The sequence below is a fragment of the Variovorax sp. ISS6 genome, assembly GCF_056523145.1.
In genome coordinates, this window is the sequence record NZ_JAWRZC010000001.1 from 3,383,890 (window position 1) to 3,402,313 (window position 18,424).

The 18,424-nt window shown below is 63.9% G+C and carries 17 protein-coding genes; 13 read left to right on the plus strand and 4 right to left on the minus strand.

The features are described from left to right. Window positions 1-33: 33 nt before the first annotated feature. From AC1HIL_RS15525 to AC1HIL_RS15540, 4 genes are all read left to right on the plus strand, one after another. Complete coding sequence (locus AC1HIL_RS15525; protein WP_296731811.1) at window positions 34-2,010, plus strand: multicopper oxidase domain-containing protein; 1,977 nt, start codon at window positions 34-36, stop codon at window positions 2,008-2,010. Window positions 2,011-2,112: 102 nt separating this feature from the next. Beyond that, complete coding sequence (locus AC1HIL_RS15530; protein WP_296731808.1) at window positions 2,113-2,304, plus strand: heavy-metal-associated domain-containing protein; 192 nt, start codon at window positions 2,113-2,115, stop codon at window positions 2,302-2,304. A gap of 125 nt (window positions 2,305-2,429) precedes the next feature. Further along, window positions 2,430-4,868, plus strand: coding sequence for a heavy metal translocating P-type ATPase (locus tag AC1HIL_RS15535; RefSeq protein ID WP_296731804.1), 2,439 nt, complete (start codon window positions 2,430-2,432; stop codon window positions 4,866-4,868). Window positions 4,869-4,912: 44 nt separating this feature from the next. Next, a complete protein-coding gene (locus AC1HIL_RS15540) occupies window positions 4,913-5,128 on the plus strand; it encodes a globin family protein (protein WP_296731801.1) in 216 nt (71 codons plus the stop codon). 10 nt (window positions 5,129-5,138) lie between these two features. Here AC1HIL_RS15540 and AC1HIL_RS15545 read toward each other — a convergent pair whose 3' ends face one another. Beyond that, the gene (locus AC1HIL_RS15545) at window positions 5,139-6,077 is read right to left on the minus strand and encodes a LysR substrate-binding domain-containing protein (protein ID WP_296731798.1); all 939 of its coding nucleotides are present in this window, start codon (window positions 6,075-6,077) and stop codon (window positions 5,139-5,141) included. A gap of 96 nt (window positions 6,078-6,173) precedes the next feature. On the opposite strand from AC1HIL_RS15545, the gene AC1HIL_RS15550 reads away from it, so the two are divergent. The 8 genes from AC1HIL_RS15550 to AC1HIL_RS15585 all read left to right on the plus strand — a co-directional run bounded on the left by AC1HIL_RS15550 (window position 6,174) and on the right by AC1HIL_RS15585 (window position 13,945). Continuing rightward, a complete protein-coding gene (locus AC1HIL_RS15550) occupies window positions 6,174-6,626 on the plus strand; it encodes a hypothetical protein (protein ID WP_296731794.1) in 453 nt (150 codons plus the stop codon). Window positions 6,627-6,659: 33 nt separating this feature from the next. Further along, entirely contained in the window at window positions 6,660-7,829 is a 1,170-nt protein-coding gene (locus AC1HIL_RS15555; RefSeq protein ID WP_398493947.1) for a trans-sulfuration enzyme family protein, read from the plus strand. 22 nt (window positions 7,830-7,851) lie between these two features. Further along, the gene (locus AC1HIL_RS15560) at window positions 7,852-8,778 is read left to right on the plus strand and encodes a transporter substrate-binding domain-containing protein (protein ID WP_398493949.1); all 927 of its coding nucleotides are present in this window, start codon (window positions 7,852-7,854) and stop codon (window positions 8,776-8,778) included. A gap of 47 nt (window positions 8,779-8,825) precedes the next feature. Then, a complete protein-coding gene (locus tag AC1HIL_RS15565; protein ID WP_398493951.1) occupies window positions 8,826-9,563 on the plus strand; it encodes an amino acid ABC transporter permease in 738 nt (245 codons plus the stop codon). Continuing rightward, window positions 9,563-10,252: an amino acid ABC transporter permease gene (locus AC1HIL_RS15570; protein WP_398493953.1), complete on the plus strand. Its 690-nt coding sequence runs from the start codon at window positions 9,563-9,565 to the stop codon at window positions 10,250-10,252. The genes AC1HIL_RS15565 and AC1HIL_RS15570 overlap by 1 nt, the downstream gene beginning before the upstream one ends. A 28-nt stretch (window positions 10,253-10,280) precedes the next feature. After that, window positions 10,281-11,015, plus strand: coding sequence for an amino acid ABC transporter ATP-binding protein (locus tag AC1HIL_RS15575; RefSeq protein ID WP_398493955.1), 735 nt, complete (start codon window positions 10,281-10,283; stop codon window positions 11,013-11,015). A 56-nt stretch (window positions 11,016-11,071) separates the two neighbouring features. Beyond that, complete coding sequence (locus tag AC1HIL_RS15580) at window positions 11,072-11,572, plus strand: cupredoxin domain-containing protein (protein WP_398493957.1); 501 nt, start codon at window positions 11,072-11,074, stop codon at window positions 11,570-11,572. 789 nt (window positions 11,573-12,361) lie between these two features. Continuing rightward, window positions 12,362-13,945 carry a phospholipase D family protein gene (locus AC1HIL_RS15585; protein WP_479672762.1) on the plus strand — a complete coding sequence of 528 codons (1,584 nt, stop codon included), beginning with the start codon at window positions 12,362-12,364 and terminating at the stop codon, window positions 13,943-13,945. Between the two features lie 134 nt (window positions 13,946-14,079). Here the strand turns inward: AC1HIL_RS15585 and AC1HIL_RS15590 are convergent, their stop codons facing one another. From AC1HIL_RS15590 to AC1HIL_RS15600, 3 genes are read right to left on the minus strand one after another with little or no spacing between them, the layout of a single operon-like run. Then, entirely contained in the window at window positions 14,080-15,429 is a 1,350-nt protein-coding gene (locus AC1HIL_RS15590; protein WP_296731772.1) for a sigma-54-dependent transcriptional regulator, read from the minus strand. After that, window positions 15,404-16,858, minus strand: coding sequence for a sensor histidine kinase (locus AC1HIL_RS15595; protein ID WP_296731767.1), 1,455 nt, complete (start codon window positions 16,856-16,858; stop codon window positions 15,404-15,406). Before AC1HIL_RS15595 ends, AC1HIL_RS15590 begins: the two co-directional genes overlap by 26 nt. Window positions 16,859-16,862: 4 nt before the next feature. After that, window positions 16,863-17,720 carry a PhnD/SsuA/transferrin family substrate-binding protein gene (locus AC1HIL_RS15600; protein WP_296731763.1) on the minus strand — a complete coding sequence of 286 codons (858 nt, stop codon included), beginning with the start codon at window positions 17,718-17,720 and terminating at the stop codon, window positions 16,863-16,865. A gap of 166 nt (window positions 17,721-17,886) precedes the next feature. On the opposite strand from AC1HIL_RS15600, the gene AC1HIL_RS15605 reads away from it, so the two are divergent. Further along, the gene (locus AC1HIL_RS15605; RefSeq protein WP_296731761.1) at window positions 17,887-18,414 is read left to right on the plus strand and encodes an arsenate reductase (azurin) small subunit; all 528 of its coding nucleotides are present in this window, start codon (window positions 17,887-17,889) and stop codon (window positions 18,412-18,414) included. The last annotated feature ends 10 nt before the right edge of the window (window positions 18,415-18,424 follow it).

The following is an 18,424-nucleotide window of genomic DNA, read 5'->3' on the forward strand; positions in this document are numbered from 1 at the left end:
GTGCGCGCCTGAACCCAAACAACGGGAATCACCATGTTCGCTCAACCCATCGACTACTTCCTGGCCGTCTGGTTCGTATTGGCGGCCCTGTCCACCGCCTACGTCGCATGGGACCAGCTGCGCCACAACCCCGAGCCGGTCGTGATGAAGTGGGGATTCATCCTCGTCACGCTCTACCTCGGTCCGCTGGGCTTGCTGCTCTACGTGATGGCGGACAAAGAGCCGGTCCCCGGCGAGCACGAAGAGTTTGTCAAGCCGCTGTGGAAACAGGGCGTGGGCTCCACGATCCACTGCGTGGCGGGCGATGCAACGGGCATCATCTTGGCGGCGGTCGTAACCGCGGTGCTTGGGCTGCCGATGTGGATCGACCTGATCGTCGAGTACGTTGCCGGCTTTGCGTTCGGCCTGTTCATTTTCCAGTCGCTCTTCATGAAGAACATGATGGGCGGCACCTACTGGGAAAACGTCAAGAAGTCGTTCATGCCAGAGTTCATCAGCATGAACGCAATGATGGCCGGCATGGCGCCGGTGATGGCGCTGCTCATGATGGGCCGCGACATGCGGGCGATGGACCCGACCGAGCTCGTCTTCTGGGGCGTGATGTCGCTGGGTGTGGCTGTCGGCTTTGCGGTGGCGTATCCGGTGAACGTCTGGATGGTGTCCCGGAAGATGAAGCACGGGCTGATGACCGAGCGTCGACCCGAGAAGAAGGCCGAGGCGCAAGCCGATGTGACCATGGCGCCCGGGCATGCCCCAATGCATGCGCATGGCTCGGCGCCTGTCTCCGCGGCCACCCCAGCAGCCCAGCACACCGGCCACGAACAGCACGCCCAGCCCGCACTGGACAAGTCGCGCGATAAATCGGGCCATGCGCAAGAAGGTCGCGGCGGCCACAGCATGCAGCCGAACGTGACGCGGCCGCAGCTGGTGGCCGTAACGATGACCACCACGCTCATGCTGCTGGCCGGCATGACGATGCCCGCGATGTTCGTGAACATGCGTCTGTCGAACCGGGACGTGGGCGGTGCCATCATGCCGCCGTCGATGATCATGGGCTGGGACACCCCCGGCCAGGCGATGCGCGACATGTCGGCCATTCACCCGCGCGAGATCGCGCACATCGCTGGGGCGCAGACCCGCGGCGACGTGGACCTTGTCCCCACGCTGGACAACGGCATCAAGGTCTTCAACCTAGAGACCAGTGTCATCCGATGGAACATCCTGCCGGACGTGACTGTCGAGGGCTACGCATTCAACGCGACGATTCCGGGCCCGAGGATTCGGGTCACCGAAGGCGATCGGGTGCGCATCAAGGTGACGAACTGGTTGCCCGAGAGCACCACCGTGCATTGGCATGGGCTGATTCTTCCGAACGAGATGGACGGTCCGGCCAAGATCACGCAAAAGCCGATTCCGCCCGGCGGCTCTTATACCTACGAGTTCACGACCGAGCAGGCAGGCACGTTTTTCTATCACTCGCACGACCATGTGGACCGCCAGCAGGCCTTCGGTTTGTATGGCGCCCTGATCATCGACCCCAAGCACGCCGAGCAGGCACCAAAGGCCGACCACGAATATGTGATCCAGCTGCAGGAATGGCTCAAGCGCGAAGGCCTGACCTACCCGGCGATGCTGATGGAAGGCGGCTTGCCGAACTATTTCACCATTAACGGCAAGGCATTTCCCGCCACCGACACGGTGAAGATGAAGGTCGGTGAAACCATCAAGCTCAGGTTCGTAGGAAGCAACAACAACTTCGTGCACCCCATGCACGTCCACGGTGGCCCGTTCACCGTCGTTGCAAGGGACGGCTATGTGCTGCCTGAGTCGGCACGGTTCCAGGCGGATACGGTGAACGTCGGCCCGGGTCAGCGCTACGACGTCATCTGGAAGGCCCTGCGGCCTGGCAAGTGGCTGGTGCACTGCCACATCCCGCACCACACCACCAACAACAACGTCGAGCAGGACGGCGGCGGGGGCCTGATGATGGTGCTGGACGTGGAGGCCTGAATGCCGTTTTCCGATGTTTCCTGGGGACATATCAAAATGTCCCTTGACCTTCACATGATGTCAAGCCTGAGACTGAGAGCCACTTTCAACGAAGGAGTCTTCATGCAAGAGTTCGAAATTCAATCGATGTCCTGCGGCGGTTGCGCCAGCCGGGTGGCCCAGGCGGTCAAGAACCTGGACGCCCAGGCGAAGATCGAGGTGGACCTGCCGTCCAGGACGGTCCGGATCGAAACCACCGAGGACCGCGCGTCCGTAGCTGCAGCTCTCGCAGAAGCGGGTTACGCACCGAAGTAAGCGGCGGCCCTCGATCAGCCCTCGAGCGGCCCAGCAACCCCGACCAGCCAGCCCCTGCAGGGTGAGCGGCTGGTGGCGGCGCCGGCGGCGCACGGCCTCTCTCAATTTTCTCTCGGAGAACGCGAATGAATGACGCGCCCACGAGACAAGCAGGACACCATGAAGGCAACCACGGGCCGCACGCGCATGCCGACGTCGGAACGTTGCCCGGTGAGTCCAATGTGTCATTGAAGGATCCTGTCTGCGGGATGAAGGTGAACGCGCAGTCTCGCCACGTCCTGCAGCACGAAGGCAAGCCGGTCTACTTCTGCAGTGCGGGTTGCAAGGCCAAGTTCGAGGCCGACCCAGCCAAGTACGTGAAGCGCAGCGCGCAGCCGGTGGAGCCGCTCGTCCTTGCGCCAGCGGATGTAGCTCAGCCCGGCCCCGCAGGCACGATCTACACCTGCCCCATGCACCCGGAGATCCGGCAGGATCACCCCGGGAACTGCCCCAAGTGCGGCATGACACTGGAACCCGAGATGCCGACGCTCGATGAGGGCGAAGACCCCGAGCTGAAAGACTTCAAGCGGCGCTTCATCTGGACGTTGCCCCTCACCGTCATCGTCACCGTGCTTGCCATGGCTGGCCATCGCCTGCACTGGTTCGAGATGGGCACCCAGAGCTGGATAGAACTCGTGCTCAGTGTGCCGATCGTGCTATGGGCCGGCTGGCCTTTCTTTGTGCGCGCAGTGCAGTCGGTTTCGAACCGCAGTCCGAACATGTGGACTCTGATCGGCCTGGGCACGGCCGCCGCCTTTGTCTACAGCGTCGTGGCCACGGTGGCGCCCGGCGTGTTTCCCGCGTCGTTCGTGTCGATGGGGCGGGTCTCGGTCTACTTCGAAGCGGCCGCGGTGATCATTTCCCTCACCTTGCTGGGCCAGATCCTCGAGCTCAAGGCACGTTCGCAAACCTCCGCGGCCATCAAGTCGCTGCTGGGCCTTGCGCCCAAGACGGCACGCCGGATCGGCACCGACGGCACCGAAGAAGACGTGCCTATCGGCCATGTGCATGTCGGAGACAAGCTGCGCGTCAGGCCGGGGGAAAAAGTGCCTGTGGACGGGGTGGTGATCGAAGGCACCAGCGCGGTCGACGAGTCGATGCTCACCGGGGAGCCGTTGCCCGTGACCAAGCGGGTTGGCGACAAGCTCATCGGCGCGACCCTGAACACCAACGGCTCACTCGTCATGCAGTCGGAAAAGGTCGGCTCGCAGACCGTGCTCGCGAGCATCGTGCAGATGGTCGCGCAGGCCCAGCGCTCCCGCGCGCCGATGCAGCGGATGGCCGACCAGGTCGCCGGCTACTTCGTCATGGCGGTCATCGCCGTTGCGGTGCTGACCTTCTTCGCCTGGGGGTTCTTCGGGCCGCAGCCCAGCTGGGTCTACGGCCTCATCAATGCCGTGGCGGTGCTCATCATTGCCTGCCCCTGCGCGCTCGGCCTTGCGACGCCGATGTCGATCATGGTCGCCACGGGCAAGGCAGCCACGCAGGGCGTGCTGTTCCGCGATGCCGCCGCGATCGAGAACTTCCGCAAGGTCGATGCGCTCATCGTCGACAAGACCGGCACCCTGACGGAAGGCCGGCCGCAGTTCGAGCGGGCGGTGCCTGCGCCGGGCTTCACCGAGGACGAGGTGCTGCGCCTCGCGGCCAGCCTGGACCAGGGGAGCGAGCACCCCCTGGCGGACGCCATCGTGCGGGCGGCGCGTGAGCGCAACCTGGCGCTGGACACGCCCGACGATTTTGAATCCAGCAGCGGCATCGGTGTGAGCGGAGCCGTGGCCGGCCGGAAGCTGGCGCTCGGAAACACCGCGCTGATGGATCAGCTGCGCGTCTCGGTCGATGCGCTGAAACCACAGGCCGAGGCGATGCGCACGGAGGGCGCCAGCGTCATGTTCCTGGCGGTAGACGGTCAGCCTGCTGGCTTGCTCGCGGTGTCGGATCCGATCAAGGCCACCACCATGGAGGCGCTGGCCGCTCTCAAGGCCTCGGGCCTGCGCGTCATCATGGCCACCGGCGACGGGCTGACCACGGCCCGGGCCGTTGCTGCCAGGCTGGGCATCGACGAGGTGCACGGCGAAGTGAAGCCCGCCGACAAGCTCGCGCTGGTCGACAGGCTGCAGCGCGAAGGCCGCATCGTCGCGATGGCCGGCGACGGCATCAACGACGCGCCCGCGCTCGCCAAGGCCGACGTCGGCGTGGCGATGGGCACCGGCACCGATGTCGCGATGAACAGCGCCCAGGTGACGCTGGTCAAGGGCGACCTGCGCGGCATTGCGCAGGCGCGCGTGATCTCCGAGCAGACCATCGCCAACATGAAGCAGAACCTCGGCTTCGCCTTCCTCTACAACGCCCTGGGCGTGCCGCTGGCCGCAGGCGTGCTGTTCCCGTTCACGGGCTGGCTGCTGTCGCCGATGATCGCGGCGCTGGCGATGAGCCTGAGCTCGGCGTCGGTCATCACCAACGCCTTGCGCTTGCGGACAGCCAAGAGCGGCGCTCATGCGTCCCACGATGGCGAAAGATCGGCCTAGCGGCGTGCGGCCCGAGCGGTTTCGCTCCCTGCGAAGGAAGTCCCATGAAATCCAAGTTGCTCGAGCAGCATTTGCTGGACATCTACCAGGAGGCCGTCCGGCAGAGAAACTGGACGGTTGCCGGGCACCTGTTGTGCGCCATCGAGGCGTGGGCCCCTGCCGATGCGCCGATCAGCGAGACAGTGGCCAAGGCCTACGGGGTCTTGGCCACCGAGGGTAAAAACCCCCGTTGCTGCGAGACGCGAACGAAGCGCCACTGAGACTTGGCAGTCAAGCTTTGGCGCGGGGTTTGAGAAGATTGGCGAGGGACTTCTGGTCTTCGGCCAACTGCATTCGCATCAGTTGAAGCACTCGCGCAGCGAGGCCGGACAGAGGCTGCCCGGGAGGCAGCACCAGCACGCCCGCGAAGGAGACCTCCAGGGACAGCGGGCGAATGACCAGGCCGCGCTGGGCGTACTCCAGCGCGGTGACTGGGTTGACGACGCCGATGCCCATGCCGCTCAGGGCCATCTCGCACACGCTCGCCGCATAGGGGGTTTCGACCAGCACGCTCAATCCGACGTTGCAGCCCGCCAATGCCCGCTCCAGGCGCCGCCGGGAGGCGTCCTCGGGGTTGAGCGCGAGAAATGGCTCTTCCGCGAGTTGATGGGGCTGGATGATCTTGGCCTTGGTCAATCGGTGCTTCGCATGCATCACCACCACGCCGGGGAAGCGCGCGAATTCGGAGTGCTCCAGGCCTGTCGTCGGCATCTCGTCGGCCATCAATCCGAAGTCGACCTGACGCCCCAACACAGCCTCGTGCACCTCCCGCGAACTGAGCACCTGCAGCGAAATCTGGGGCCGGGCTTCGGAGTCCCGGCGCTCAGCCACCAACCGTGACAGCACCCGCGGAACGAAGGTCAGGCCGAAGGCCGGATAGACCGCCATGCGCAGGGTGTTCACCCCGAAGCGCTTGAGGCTGCGCATGCGGTGCTCGATGCTGCTCAGACCCACGAAGACACGCTCTACCTCGACCAGCAAGGCTTGTGCTTCGGGCGTCGGGTGCAAACGCCCCCGCAGCCGGCGAAACAGCGGGAATCCAGCCGATTCCTCGAGCCTGCGCAGCGACTGGCTGATGGCGGGCTGCGTGACACCCAGCAGCGCAGCGGCCTTGCTCGCGGAGCCCACGGACATCACGGAGCGGAACACCTCGACCTCTCGTAGCAACATATAACAACCGCTTATGGAGAAAGAACTTCGAACACGATTCAGATTATCTCCATCGTCCTAGAGTTGGCGTCTTCAGCCACCTTCCGGAGAAGCGACATGAAACTTCAAACAGTTCTTGCAGTGACCGTCCTTGCATGCGCCGCGCCTGTGTGGGCGCACGATTTATCCGGTGACATCGCCAAGTTTCAATCCATCGCTGCGACCAAGAAGCCCGACAGCCAACAGGCGCTCGCCGCGAGGCTCGCACTGGAGCGCGCGCAGGGCGAGATGGAGCAGTCGGACGTGAAGATGGTGTTGCGCATCCGCTCGATGACCAACGCGGGCCTGCGCGCCGTCGGCGAGCAACCGGCCTTTCTCACCAGCGAGTACAAGCGCCTGGAAGCGGCACTGGCCAACCCCAAGACCAATGACCCGGCCAAGATCGCCGCGGCCAAGGAGACCTTCGCTCGCCTGACGGTGGAGATGAAGGTCTATACCGATCTCGAAAACATGGCCGTCGACCAGATGAAGCAGGCACTGCAGCTCATCGAATCCGCACCCGCGAACTGATCGCGATCCCAACGAACAGCTCCTTCTTCTATCGTGAACCCTTCCATTCCCAACCTCGACACTCCCCGGCGCAACGCGTTCGCCAGCCTGGTCCCGCCGGTTTGGCGTGCTTCCACAGTCGTCTTCGATTCGCTCGACGATTTCGTCAACCGCCGCACCCGCCTTCCTGATGGCTTCAGCTATGGCACCACGGGCACACCGACACAGCGTGCCCTTGAGACGCGCATCGCCGAGCTGGATGGCGCCGCGCATTGCGTCGTCTTTCCCTCCGGACAGGCGGCCGTCTGCGGTGCGCTGCTGGCGCTGCTCAAGAAGGGCGACCACCTGCTCATGACCGACGCCGCCTACGGCCTGGCCAAATCCTTCGCCGTCGAACGGCTGCAGGCGCTCGGCATCGAGGTCGAGTTCTATCCGCCGCGCATTGGCGCGGACATCGAGCGCCTCGTGCGCCCCAACACGCGGCTCATCTGGCTGGAGTCCCCCGGAACGGTGACCATGGAAGTGGAAGACGTGCCGGCGATCACAGCCGTCGCGCGCACTCGCGGCGTGCTGACCGCCATCGACAACACCTGGGCCAGCCCGCTCGGCTTCGCGGCCTTGGCGCATGGCGTGGACCTGTGCATTCACGCCTGCACCAAGTACATGGGCGGCCATTCCGACGTGCTCATGGGCAGTATCGCGATCAATGACGAAGGCCTGTACAGGTCCTTGCGTGGCCTCCAATCGCAGATGGGGTTGGCGGTGAGCCCGGAGGATTGCTTCCTGGTCGCCCGGGGCCTGGACACGATGCAGGTGCGCATGGAGCGCCAGGCCGCCAGCGCGCAACTGATTGCCGAACGACTCGCGGTGCATCCCCTGGTGCGTCGGATGCTCTTTCCGGCGCTGCCCGGCGCGCCGGACCATGCGCTGTGGGCGCGCGATTTCAAGCAGTCCGGCTGCGTGATGTCGCTGCAGCTCGTAGACAGTTCCTACGACGCTTACCGGGCACTGTTCGCAAAGCTGAAGCTCTTTTCCATCGGCGCGAGTTGGGGCGGCGTGCGCAGCATCGCGGCTTTCTATCCCGCGGAGGAGATCGCCAAGCGCAATTTCTGTGACGTCCAAGGGCCGGTCATCCGCTTGTCGATTGGCCTGGACGATCCGCAGGCGCTGCTCGACGAGCTGCTGGATGCCTTGAGCGCCCACGAGACGAGTTCCAACCTCTGATTCCCGATACCTGGAGCCTGCGATGACCTTCAAGCCGACTATTCACGCCGCGTTGATCCGCCCCTGCCTCGCCTTAGCCGGCCTTGCGCTGTGCGCCAGTGTCGCCGCGCAAACCGTGCAGCCACTGGATGGCACGCTCAAGAAGATCAAGGACACCGGCACGATCACGGTCGCCACGCGCGGCGCGTCCATTCCGTTCAACTACCTGGACGACAACAACAAGCAAGCCGGCTTTGCGTGGGAGATCTCGCAGCGTGTGGTCGAACAGGTGAAGAAGGACCTCAAGCTCGCCAAGCTCGAGGTCAAGACGCTGGAAGTCACGCCGCAGACGCGCATTCCGCTGGTGGCCAACCAGACCGTTGATCTGGAGTGCAGTTCCACCACGAACAACGCCGAGCGGCAGAACCAGGTGTCGTTCTCCACCACCTTCTTCGTGGTGGGTGCGCGCCTGCTGGTGCGCAAGAGCTCGGGCATCAAGCACTGGTCCGATCTCGTGGGCAAGAACGTGGTCGTGAGCGCGGGCACCACGGCCGAGCGCATGCTGCGGCAGCTCAACGAGAAGAACAAGTGGGGCATCAACATCATCCTGGCCAAGGACATCAACGAGAACTTCCTGACCGTCGAGACCGGGCGGGCCGTGGCGGCCACACAGGACGACATCATTCTTTTCAGCAACATCGCGCGGGCCCGCAATCCCGCGGACTGGGAGGTGGTCGGTGTGCCCCAACAGAAGGAGGCTTACGGCTGCATGCTGCGCAAGGGCGACGTCACCTTCAAAAAGCTTGTCGACGGCGTGATCACCGGGATGATGCGCTCCGGCGAGTTCGCGTCGCTGTATGAAAAGTACTTCCTCAAGCCGATCGCGGTGAAGGGCAATGTCACGGTGAACTTCCCGATGTCGCCCGACATGCAGGAACTCATGCGTCATCCGAACGACCAGCCGCTGTGAATGCCCTGACGCCGCCTCTCGATTCGTTTCCCCGAACGTCCTGAACGATGCACTACTCCTGGGATTGGTTGATCTTCTTCAAGCCCTCGGTCACGGGCGAGGGCGTGTACGGTCTGATGCTGCTGCGCGGATTGCTGTGGACGGTGGTGCTGTCATTGCTGGCCTGGACGCTGGCGCTGGGCCTCGGCCTGATCGCCGGCGTTGCACGGACCTTGCCCAACCGGGCCGCGCGCTACCTGTCCACGGCGTACATCCACTGTTTTCGCAACACACCGCTGCTGGTCCAACTGTTCCTTTGGTATTTCGTGGTGCCGGAACTGCTGCCGGTCGACTGGGGCAATGCGCTCAAGCAGATGAACCCGACGACGAACCAGTTCCTCACCGTGCTGGTGGCGCTCACGCTCTACACGGCTGCGAAGGCGGCCGAGCAGGTACGCGCCGGCATCGAGTCGGTGCCGCGCAGCCAGAAGCAGGCGGCGATGGCGCTCGGGCTGGGGACCGTGGCGGCCTACCGGCATGTGATCCTTCCGCAGGCCCTGCGCATCGTCATCCCGCCGCTGACCTCAGATTTCCTGAACGTGTTCAAGAACTCGGCCGTGGCGCTCACCATCGGGCTGATGGAGCTGACGGGCCAAACGCGCCAGCTCAGCGAATTCAGCGCCCACCCGTTCGAGGCCTTCATTGCCGCGACGGTCATCTACATGGCGATCACCTACGGCGTGATCGTACTGATGCGCCGCATCGAGTTTCGGGTGCGTGTGCCGGGCCTGTTGGGAGCTGCTTGATGGGCTACGACTTCGATTGGGCGGCCCTGCAGCGCGCCTGGCCCTATCTGCTGCAGGGTCTGCAGATGACGGCATTCCTGGTGATCGCCGCAATGGCCGCGGGCATCGGCCTTGGAACGCTGCTGGCGATCACGCGGATCTTCGCGCCGCGCCCGGTCGCGGCCCTCGTCTCCGGCTACGTGAACCTGTTCCGCTCGATTCCGCTGATCCTCACGATCCTGTGGATCTACTTCCTGATGCCCATGGTGTTGCGCGCCGTCACGGGTGACCCAAACCTTTCCGTCGGGCCGATCTACGCCGCGCTGGTGGCCTTCGTTCTCGCAGAGTCGGCCTATTACTGCGAGATCATCCGCGCCGGTATCGGCAGTGTGCGCGCGGGGCAGATGCAGGCGGCGCAGTCGCTCGGCATGGCACCTTGGCAAGCCTTGCGGCATGTGATCCTGCCGCAGGCGTTCCGCAACATGACACCGTCATTGATCAATCAGACCATCGCCTTGCTCAAAGACACGTCACTCGTCTACGTCATCAGCCTGAACGACTTTCTCGGAGCTGCGAGCAAAGTGGGCCAGCGCGACGGGCGCGTGGTCGAGGTCTACATCCTTGTCGCGGTGGTCTACCTGGTCTTGTGCACGGCGGGCGCATGGTGGGTCACCTGGCTGCAGCGGCGCAAGACCGCATCGGCCGCCTGAATGGATGACGAATCAGCAAATGAAAACAATGATCGACATTGACAACGTCTCCAAGTGGTACGGCAAGTTTGCGGTGCTCACCGACTGCTGCACGCGCATCGGCGAGGGCGAGGTGGTCGTGGTCTGCGGCCCCTCGGGCTCGGGCAAGTCGACGCTCATCAAGACGGTGAATGCGCTCGAGCCGATTCATCGCGGCCGCATCTCGGTCAACGGCATCGCGGTCACTGATTCGAAGACCGATTTGCCCAAACTGCGCAGCCGCGTCGGCATGGTGTTCCAGCACTTTGAACTGTTCCCGCACCTGAGCGTGACCGACAACCTTGCGCTGGCGCAGGTTCAGGTGCTCAGGCGCTCGCGCTCCGAGGCCGCCGAGCGTGGGCTGCGCATGCTCGACCGCGTGGGCCTCGCGGCCCACAAGGACAAGTTCCCAGGGCAGCTTTCCGGTGGCCAGCAGCAGCGTGTCGCGATTGCGCGGGCGCTGTCGATGGACCCGATCGTCATGTTGTTCGACGAGCCGACCTCGGCACTGGATCCCGAGATGGTGGGGGAGGTGCTCGACGTGATGGTGCAGCTGGCACGCGAAGGCATGACGATGATGGTGGTCACCCACGAGATGGGCTTTGCCCGGCAGGTCAGCGATCGGGTGATCTTCATGGATCAGGGCCGCATCGTCGAGGACTGCCCGCGCGACGAATTCTTCGATCGGCCCGAGAGTCGGACACCTCGGGCCCAGGACTTTCTCTCCAAGATTCTGGCCCATTGATGTCGCGGGACCTCGGACCTTTTCCAGACGAACCCAACCACAACCAAAGGAACCCCATGAAACCGATCAGGATATTGATGCTCGCCAGCACCCTGGCGTTCTCAGGTCTCGCCCTCGCACACGGCGACGAGGATCACGGCGCACCGAGCGGACCTGTGCGCAAGGAGCAGAAAGACTGGGGCATCGCCGGCGATGCGAGCGCGGCCAAGCGAACGCTGGAATTCAGGATGACCGACAACATGCGCTTCACGCCCGATCGTATCCAGGTCAAGCAGGGAGAGACTGTGAAGATTTCCATTCGGAACGAGGGACAGGTAATGCACGAGTTCGTCCTCGGCACAAAGAAGGAACTCGACAACCATGCAGCGCTGATGATGAAGTTCCCGGGCATGGAGCATTCCGAGCCCTACATGGCGCATGTCGCACCCGGCAAGACCGGCGAGATCACCTGGACCTTCAATCGGCCAGGGGATTTCGATTTCGCGTGTCTCATCGCGGGGCACTACCAGGCCGGCATGGTGGGCAAGGTCAAGGTCGTCGCCGCCTCTGGGGTCTGATGCTTCCCCGGGATTTCACCGGGCTGTCTCATGCGTTTCCCTGGCGCCGAGTCGATCGACTCGGCCCGCGTTGACCAGACTCAGCTGGCATGCCGATCCGCCGGGAAAGGTTGAGCCGAAGGGGGCAGTTTTGCTTGAGGTGGTAGTGCAGCGACCGTCAAGGCCCAGCCTCGCGACAAGCCGAAAAATGCGCCTGCCGAGAAAACATTCCTTGGTGATCGCTGCTCAGAGCGTCCGACTTCGACTATCTCTCGCCGGACGGAGTGGTGCCTTCTCGCATCGCCTGGAGGGTCTCTTTGCGAACTTCATCGCGCGTCTTGCCAGGACCGCTCTTGGCGACAGGCCACGGCGCGCCGTACCGACTCGACCATGTCCAGAACGGATGCTTTTGAGCAGCCCCGAGTTCAGCGGTGACGTGGGCCCGGGGTCTGGCCGGCCCCGCGTGCTCGGGATGGTAGACCACGCCAGCTTCCGTGGGTGCGAAGTGAGATGGTTCCGCGTACACCACGGGCGCGAGAACAACTGCGCAGATGGCGATGGCGAGTGCTGGACCTCTACGTTTTGACGACATGATGCTCTCCTTTGACCAAGTGAGTGCATGCCGGGCCAGAAAGCCGTGACGGCCCGGATGCTCTCGGTAGGCCGTCGGTTGATCTCCCTGTCATCAGTCTAGAAATTCAATCCGTCAGTCGCCGCTCGGGCGGATTACAAATGTTTAATCTGCCGATGCACCCGCGTCTGGGATAAGCAGGGCGGCTATATTGCGAGCCCATGTTCCCTGACGCTTGGATGCAGTTTTTCGCGCAATGCGCATTTCGCAGATTGGGTGTTCTGCTCACAACGCTCGCCACAGCGTTTCTGGTGGGCTGCGCCGGCCTGCCCTCGCCATCAGGCAATCGTCAGGCTTCCCACGCCATCGCCGAATACGCTGACACGACGCTGGGCAAACTCGCGCAGCGTCATGTGAACAGCTCAGCGGTGACTTCGGGCTTCCGGTTGCTTCCCGAGGCGGCTTTCGCCTTTGACGCACGTGTTGCACTCGTGCGCAGTGCCGAGCGATCACTCGATGTGCAGTACTACCTGATTCGTAGCGACGATGCCGGGCTGCAGTTCCTCAGAGAGCTTCGCGACGCTGCGGCGAGGGGCGTGCGCGTTCGGTTGCTCGTAGATGACCTCTACACGGGTGGCGAGGAGGAACTGTTTGCCACACTGGCGACGTTCCCGAACGTCGAGGTGCGTCATTTCAATCCGCTGCCTTCGCGCGCGGCGGCGCTTCCCGCGCGACTGGTGCTCTCTTTCTTTTCCTTGTTGCGAGTCAACCATCGCATGCACAACAAGCTCCTGGTGGCAGACAACAGTTTTGCGATCTCTGGCGGGCGCAATATCGGCAACGAATACTTTATGCGCGACGCGTCGGCCAACTTCATCGACGTTGACTTGCTCTCATGCGGTCCGATCGTTCGGGAACTGTCCAAGTCCTTCGATGCGTTCTGGAACAGCGCACAGGTATGGTCTATTAGTGACCTCGCGCCCCTTTCGTTTTCTGCCAGCGTCGCGCAACGCCGATTCGACGAAAGAGTCCGCACTGCAGCGCCGGACGTCGCCTTGCGACCTTCCGACATCCTCGGCCATTCGCCTGTCGGCGAACAGTTGATCACCGGGAAACTTGAGCTCCACCAGGCATCGGCGCGCCTGTATGCCGACAGTCCCGAAAAGCTCTTGCTGGATCACGAAGTGGCATACCGCGGCAGCGTCTCGGAGGGCGCGTTGTACGAGGTCGCGTCCTCGCAAACCAGTGTGCAAATTCTTTCGCCCTATTTCATCCCAGGCCTCCGGGGGATGGCGGTTTTGAAGAATTTTGTTGCCAGCGGTGGTCGCGCCGTGGTCATCACCAACTCGCTCGGATCCACGGACGAGCCGCTCACGTATGCAGGCTATGAGCGCTACCGGCCCGATCTACTGAAGATCGGCGTGACGGTCTACGAGATTGCACCTGAAGGCCCCGTACGACCCAAACGCTTCGGTGACTTCGGCAAATCACTAAGCCGCCTGCATGCCAAGGTCGCGCTGATGGACGACGAGCGAATTTTCGTTGGGTCGATGAATCTCGATTACCGATCCGCTTCCATCAACACAGAACTTGGGCTCGTCGTCGAAAGTCCTGCGATGGTCAAGGAATTCAACAGCCTGATCGCCGCAGAGCATATCGAGTTCGCGTATCGCCTGCGCTCTTCCTCAGACGGCCGCACGCAGTGGCTGAGTCACGACGCGGATGGCGAGCACATCGTGCATGAGGATGTTCCTGGCGACTTCCTGTGGCTGCGAATCAAGAACTGGTTACTGCTGCCAATTTTGGGGGAAGAGCTTCTGTAAGGGCGTGACCTCGGTCTCGGAGGCTTAGGTACGGGAGATGCTCGTCCCATACCTCGGCTTGACCTCGAGGTAACCTCGCTTGAGGACTTGCCCCCGTCCGTGTTGTGCGGCAATGCCGAGCAGCATCTCGGGGGTCAGCGCTCTTCCTTAGCCTGACTCAACTCAGCCTCGACCGTCCTCATCTTGAGGCGTTTAAGTTTTTCCCAAAGCGTCTTGCGGCTGATACCCAGGAGCTCCGCGGTCTTGGATACGCTGCCATCGGTCCGGGCGAGTGCGCGCTGGATGTGCTGCCGCTCTGTCTCCTCGATCATTGCCTGCAGCGGCACGAACTCGTCGCTCGATGCCCGTGACGGTTCGTTGGCACTCAGGTTTCGGTCCTCCAAGGGAAGATCAACGATGCCCTGATCGCTCAGCACCACCGCCTGTTCGATATAGGACCGCAACTGCCTGGCGTTCCCTTTCCATGTGCGCCCCAGCACGTCGCGCATGAATGGCTCGGAGACCGCGATGGGCCTGCCGTGCTCCTGCGTCAGCTGCGACAACATCCTCTCGGCGAGCCAGCGGATGTCCTCCGGCCGCTCGCGCAACGGCGGCAGCCACAGGTTGATCACGGCGAGTCGATAGAACAGATCCTCCCGGAATGAGCCAGCCAGCATGTCGGCATAGAGATCCCGGTTGGTCGCAGCGATCACCCGGAAGTCGCTGCGCGTCGTACGCTCCGAGCCCAGCCTGAAGAAGCACCGCTCCTGCAAGGCACGCAGCAGCTTCGCCTGCATCTGGTGCGGCAGATCCCCGACCTCGTCAAGGAACAGCGTGCCCCCATGGGCCCTTTCGAGATAGCCCTTGTGAGCCCGTTGCGCTCCCGTGAAGGCGCCTTTCTCGTAGCCGAAGAATTCCGCCTCCATCATGTTCTCGGGAACGGCCGCGCAGTTGACGGCGATGAACTCGGCCTGCGAGCCGCGCGGATCGAGGCTGTGGATGAACTGGGCGGCCACCTCCTTGCCGACCCCCGACTCGCCCGTCAGCAGCACGGATGATCGCTGCCCCGCCACCTTGCGGATCATGTCTTCGATCTTGCGCATGGCGCTCGAGACGCCGAGCACTGCCTCGTCGTTGAGCGCGCGGCTCGAGGATGTCGCCGCATGGATGAGTGAGACCAGGCGCTCGATCTCGAAGGGCTTGGTCAGGTACTCGCGCGCTCCCGAGCGAATCGCGGCCACCGCATCGTTGACGCTTCCATAGCCTGTCAGGAAGAACCACGGCACTGCGCGCACCTGCGGTGACAAACCCGCGAACCATTCGGTGGCCAGTCCGTCCGGCAGGCGCACATCGCTGATGACTGCGGCCCACGGTTCTTCGATGCGCCCCGCAGCTTCACCGAGCCGCCGGCACCAGACCACGTGAAAGCCCTCCAGCTCGAAGCGCTGCTGAAGCGATTCGCCCATGATCGGGTCGTCTTCAATGAGTAGGAGGGACTTGCTCATTTGCTTCCATGTTGGGGATCCAGAAACACAACTCTGTCGCCGCGGTGGCGGAGTGCAGCAGGCCAAAGCCGCCGCTGAAGCGATTGGCGATCTCGCGGCAGATCCACAGGCCGAAGCCGCGCGGATCGTTGCCGCCTTCCGCGGCCAGCCGGGCCTCCAGCGCATCCGGTGTCAGCTGCGCGCCGCTGTTGCTGACCGTGACCTTCACGGTATGCGCGTCGGCGTGCACAGCCGCATGCGCCTGACCACTGCTGCCAGCCGCCTTGATGGCGTTGAGTAAGAGGTTGAGCAGCACCTGCCGCACGACGGCTGAGGGAACGCGAAATGCCGATGCGATCTCGACTTCATGCGTCAGGCGGACGCCCAGCCGCGTGGCCTCGGGTTGCACCAACGTGATGACGTCGTTCACATCGCCCGGCTGCAAGGCACGGTCTTCCACCCGGGCCTGGGGCAGCAGCGCTGCCGTCATCGTCTGGATCTGCTTCAGGCCACGGTCGACAAGATCGATGCTCCTCAGGCGCGCCTCTTCGGATGCGCCGTGAATGCGCAGTGTCTGGGCTGCCGTGAGCAAGCCGGCCAGCGGATTGTTGATCTCGTGCGCGACCGCCGCAGTGATGCGGCCGACGGCTGCAAGACGCTCCGCCGACAAGGCGCGCTGCTCCGCGGCTTGCCGTACCTCGAGCTCGGAAAGCAGGCGCCGCACGGCATTGCCGATCCGGTTGAGTTCCGGATCCTTGGCTTCGGGCACTTCTGCCTGCAGCTGCGCTGCGCTCGTGTTGCCGATTCGGGCAATGCAGTCGGCAATCTGGGCGATCGGGCGCCCCATGCGTTCGCCGAGCCACCAGCCGGCCGGCGCGAGCAATGCGGCCGCGAGCATGGCGCCGATGAGCGCTGGCTGAGCGACCGCGACCCAGTCGGGCGCGAATACCGGTGCGTCGACCTCCACGTAGACAAAACCGAGCACCTCGCCGTCTTCGCTCTGGATCGGCTCGACCAGCGTCAGGTCCCCGGCCTGGTCGGGCAGTTCCATGTGGCCGCGGATCTCCTGCGCCGAAGGCGTGACCCTTGTGCCGACCCGCTGGCCGAGAGCCTGCTCGCCAGTAGCGAGCCGGGCGGGATCAGAGCCAGCCAGGAAGCGACCCTTTGCGTCCAGGATCGCTCCTCGTGTCTGTCCGTGATCGGCACCCGGCAGCAGGGCCGCGGTATCGCGCAGCAGGGTGAAGGCGCGCCAGGTGTCCTCGGACGCCAGCAACGGCCGCGCCTGCGCGCTCAGCAGGACCATGGATTGCCTGACCGTCGAGAGGATCTCTTGGCGCACCGAGCGTGCGGAAATCTGGGCGGCCACGGCCGATACCAGCAGCGCTGACACTACGACGGCCAGCACCAGTCCGAAGGGAATCTGGAAGCGGTAAGGCAAGCGGCCGAGCATGGCGTCAGCTCACGCGTGCCTGCTCGGCCGCCAGCTTCTCGATCGAAGCGAAGATGCCGCCCGGCTCTTGCGCGAAACCATCGAGGTTGAGCGCCTGCAGTAAACCCTGGCCTTCCACGTCCTGGCTCATGGCGAGCAATGACAATCGCAGCTGCTGGGTGAGTTCACCAAGCGCTCCCTTGCGCACCACCAGCGGCGGGAAACCGTAGGGTTCGGAGCGCCAGACGACCTCGGTGCGCTCGGCTGCTGTCATCTTCTGCCGCCGCATCGTCTCCCACACGTAGCCGTCGATGCACCCGGCGTCGGCCAGCCGGGCGGCCACGGCTTCCGCGACGTTTCGATGGCCATGGGCAAAGAAGCCGCGGCGCAGATCGCGCGGAAGCAAGCCCGCAGCGCGCAACTGCGCTTGCGGTACCAGCCATCCCGAGTTGGACAGAGGGTCCGAATACGCGAGCACACGCCCCTTCAGATCGGTCCAGCCTTCGATGCCATTGCTCTTGCTGGCCGGGCGGATGAGGTAGGACCGATACAGCGGTTTGTCCTCATAGATGGGCACCGCCAGCAGTTCGAGACGGGTTTGCTGGAGCACGTAGGGATAGCCGCAGATCCAGGCGGCCTCGAGCTGGCCACTGAACAGCAGGTCCAGGATTTCCTGGTAGGACTCGCGCGCCGAGAAGGTCACGGACGCCCCGGTCCGGCTGGACAGGTAGTCGCCCCATCGCGAGAGAAACGCGACCTGGTCGGCCAGGATGACCGCCGTCAGCCCGATGCGAATGCGCGGACGTTCGGCGGCGCGGCTGGCGTCCAGGGAAGTCCATCCGGCCAGCGCGGGCAGTGCCTGGAGCAGCGTTCTTCGTCGCATACTAGGGGTCGTAGGGGTTACGAATTCGTAACTTACTCGCCGGCATGGCGTTACGTGATCCGGACATTCCCGAGGCGCTGTCGTCCTAAGTCGTTGAAAACATTGGAACGCTCCGTTGGCACCTGTCTTGCGCATGGAGAAGCGCTTGCCCAACAACGGAGACACGATGGAAAACCCGAAAGTCAGTCGGCGGATCTTCATGCTGACCAGCGGCGGCGGCGCGGCCGCGCTGGCCACCTCCAGCCTGACGCCCGCCCATGCTGCCCAGCCCGTAGCGCAACTCGCCCCGGGCGCCACAACCCTGAAATACCCGCGCCGCGCGGTCGGCAAGGCCAGCGCCATGCCCGTCAACCAGGCCGTCAGCTTCAGCTACCCGGACGCGAGCTCTCCGTGCTACGCCATCCGCATGGGGACGCCGGTACCGGGCGGCGTTGGCCCCAACAAGGACATCGTGGCGTACAGCGGGATGTGCACGCACATGGGTTGCCCCGTGGCGTACGACCCCGGCACCCGGACCTTCAAATGCGGCTGCCATTTCTCGGTGTTCGACCCCGAGAACAGCGGTCAGATGGTCTGCGGGCAGGCCACGGAGGACCTGCCACAGGTGCTGCTGGAGTACGACGCGCGCAGCGACAGCCTGCAGGCCGTTGCGATCAACGGGCTGCTCTACGGCCGCCAGTCCAACGTGCTGTAAGGGGCAAGAC

Excerpts from the sequence above, each read along its gene's own strand:
- AC1HIL_RS15525 (WP_296731811.1), top strand. The coding sequence starts at position 34 with ATGTTCGCTCAACCCATCGACTACTTCCTGGCCGTCTGGTTCGTATTG.
- AC1HIL_RS15550 (WP_296731794.1), top strand. The coding sequence starts at position 6,174 with ATGAAACTTCAAACAGTTCTTGCAGTGACCGTCCTTGCATGCGCCGCG.
- AC1HIL_RS15540 (WP_296731801.1), top strand. The coding sequence starts at position 4,913 with ATGAAATCCAAGTTGCTCGAGCAGCATTTGCTGGACATCTACCAGGAG.
- AC1HIL_RS15535 (WP_296731804.1), top strand. The coding sequence starts at position 2,430 with ATGAATGACGCGCCCACGAGACAAGCAGGACACCATGAAGGCAACCAC.
- AC1HIL_RS15595 (WP_296731767.1), bottom strand. The coding sequence starts at position 16,858 with ATGCTCGGCCGCTTGCCTTACCGCTTCCAGATTCCCTTCGGACTGGTG.
- AC1HIL_RS15570 (WP_398493953.1), top strand. The coding sequence starts at position 9,563 with ATGGGCTACGACTTCGATTGGGCGGCCCTGCAGCGCGCCTGGCCCTAT.
- AC1HIL_RS15585 (WP_479672762.1), top strand. The coding sequence starts at position 12,362 with ATGCAGTTTTTCGCGCAATGCGCATTTCGCAGATTGGGTGTTCTGCTC.
- AC1HIL_RS15590 (WP_296731772.1), bottom strand. The coding sequence starts at position 15,429 with ATGAGCAAGTCCCTCCTACTCATTGAAGACGACCCGATCATGGGCGAA.
- AC1HIL_RS15565 (WP_398493951.1), top strand. The coding sequence starts at position 8,826 with ATGCACTACTCCTGGGATTGGTTGATCTTCTTCAAGCCCTCGGTCACG.
- AC1HIL_RS15605 (WP_296731761.1), top strand. The coding sequence starts at position 17,887 with ATGGAAAACCCGAAAGTCAGTCGGCGGATCTTCATGCTGACCAGCGGC.
- AC1HIL_RS15575 (WP_398493955.1), top strand. The coding sequence starts at position 10,281 with ATGATCGACATTGACAACGTCTCCAAGTGGTACGGCAAGTTTGCGGTG.
- AC1HIL_RS15560 (WP_398493949.1), top strand. The coding sequence starts at position 7,852 with ATGACCTTCAAGCCGACTATTCACGCCGCGTTGATCCGCCCCTGCCTC.
- AC1HIL_RS15580 (WP_398493957.1), top strand. The coding sequence starts at position 11,072 with ATGAAACCGATCAGGATATTGATGCTCGCCAGCACCCTGGCGTTCTCA.
- AC1HIL_RS15600 (WP_296731763.1), bottom strand. The coding sequence starts at position 17,720 with ATGCGACGAAGAACGCTGCTCCAGGCACTGCCCGCGCTGGCCGGATGG.
- AC1HIL_RS15530 (WP_296731808.1), top strand. The coding sequence starts at position 2,113 with ATGCAAGAGTTCGAAATTCAATCGATGTCCTGCGGCGGTTGCGCCAGC.
- AC1HIL_RS15545 (WP_296731798.1), bottom strand. The coding sequence starts at position 6,077 with ATGTTGCTACGAGAGGTCGAGGTGTTCCGCTCCGTGATGTCCGTGGGC.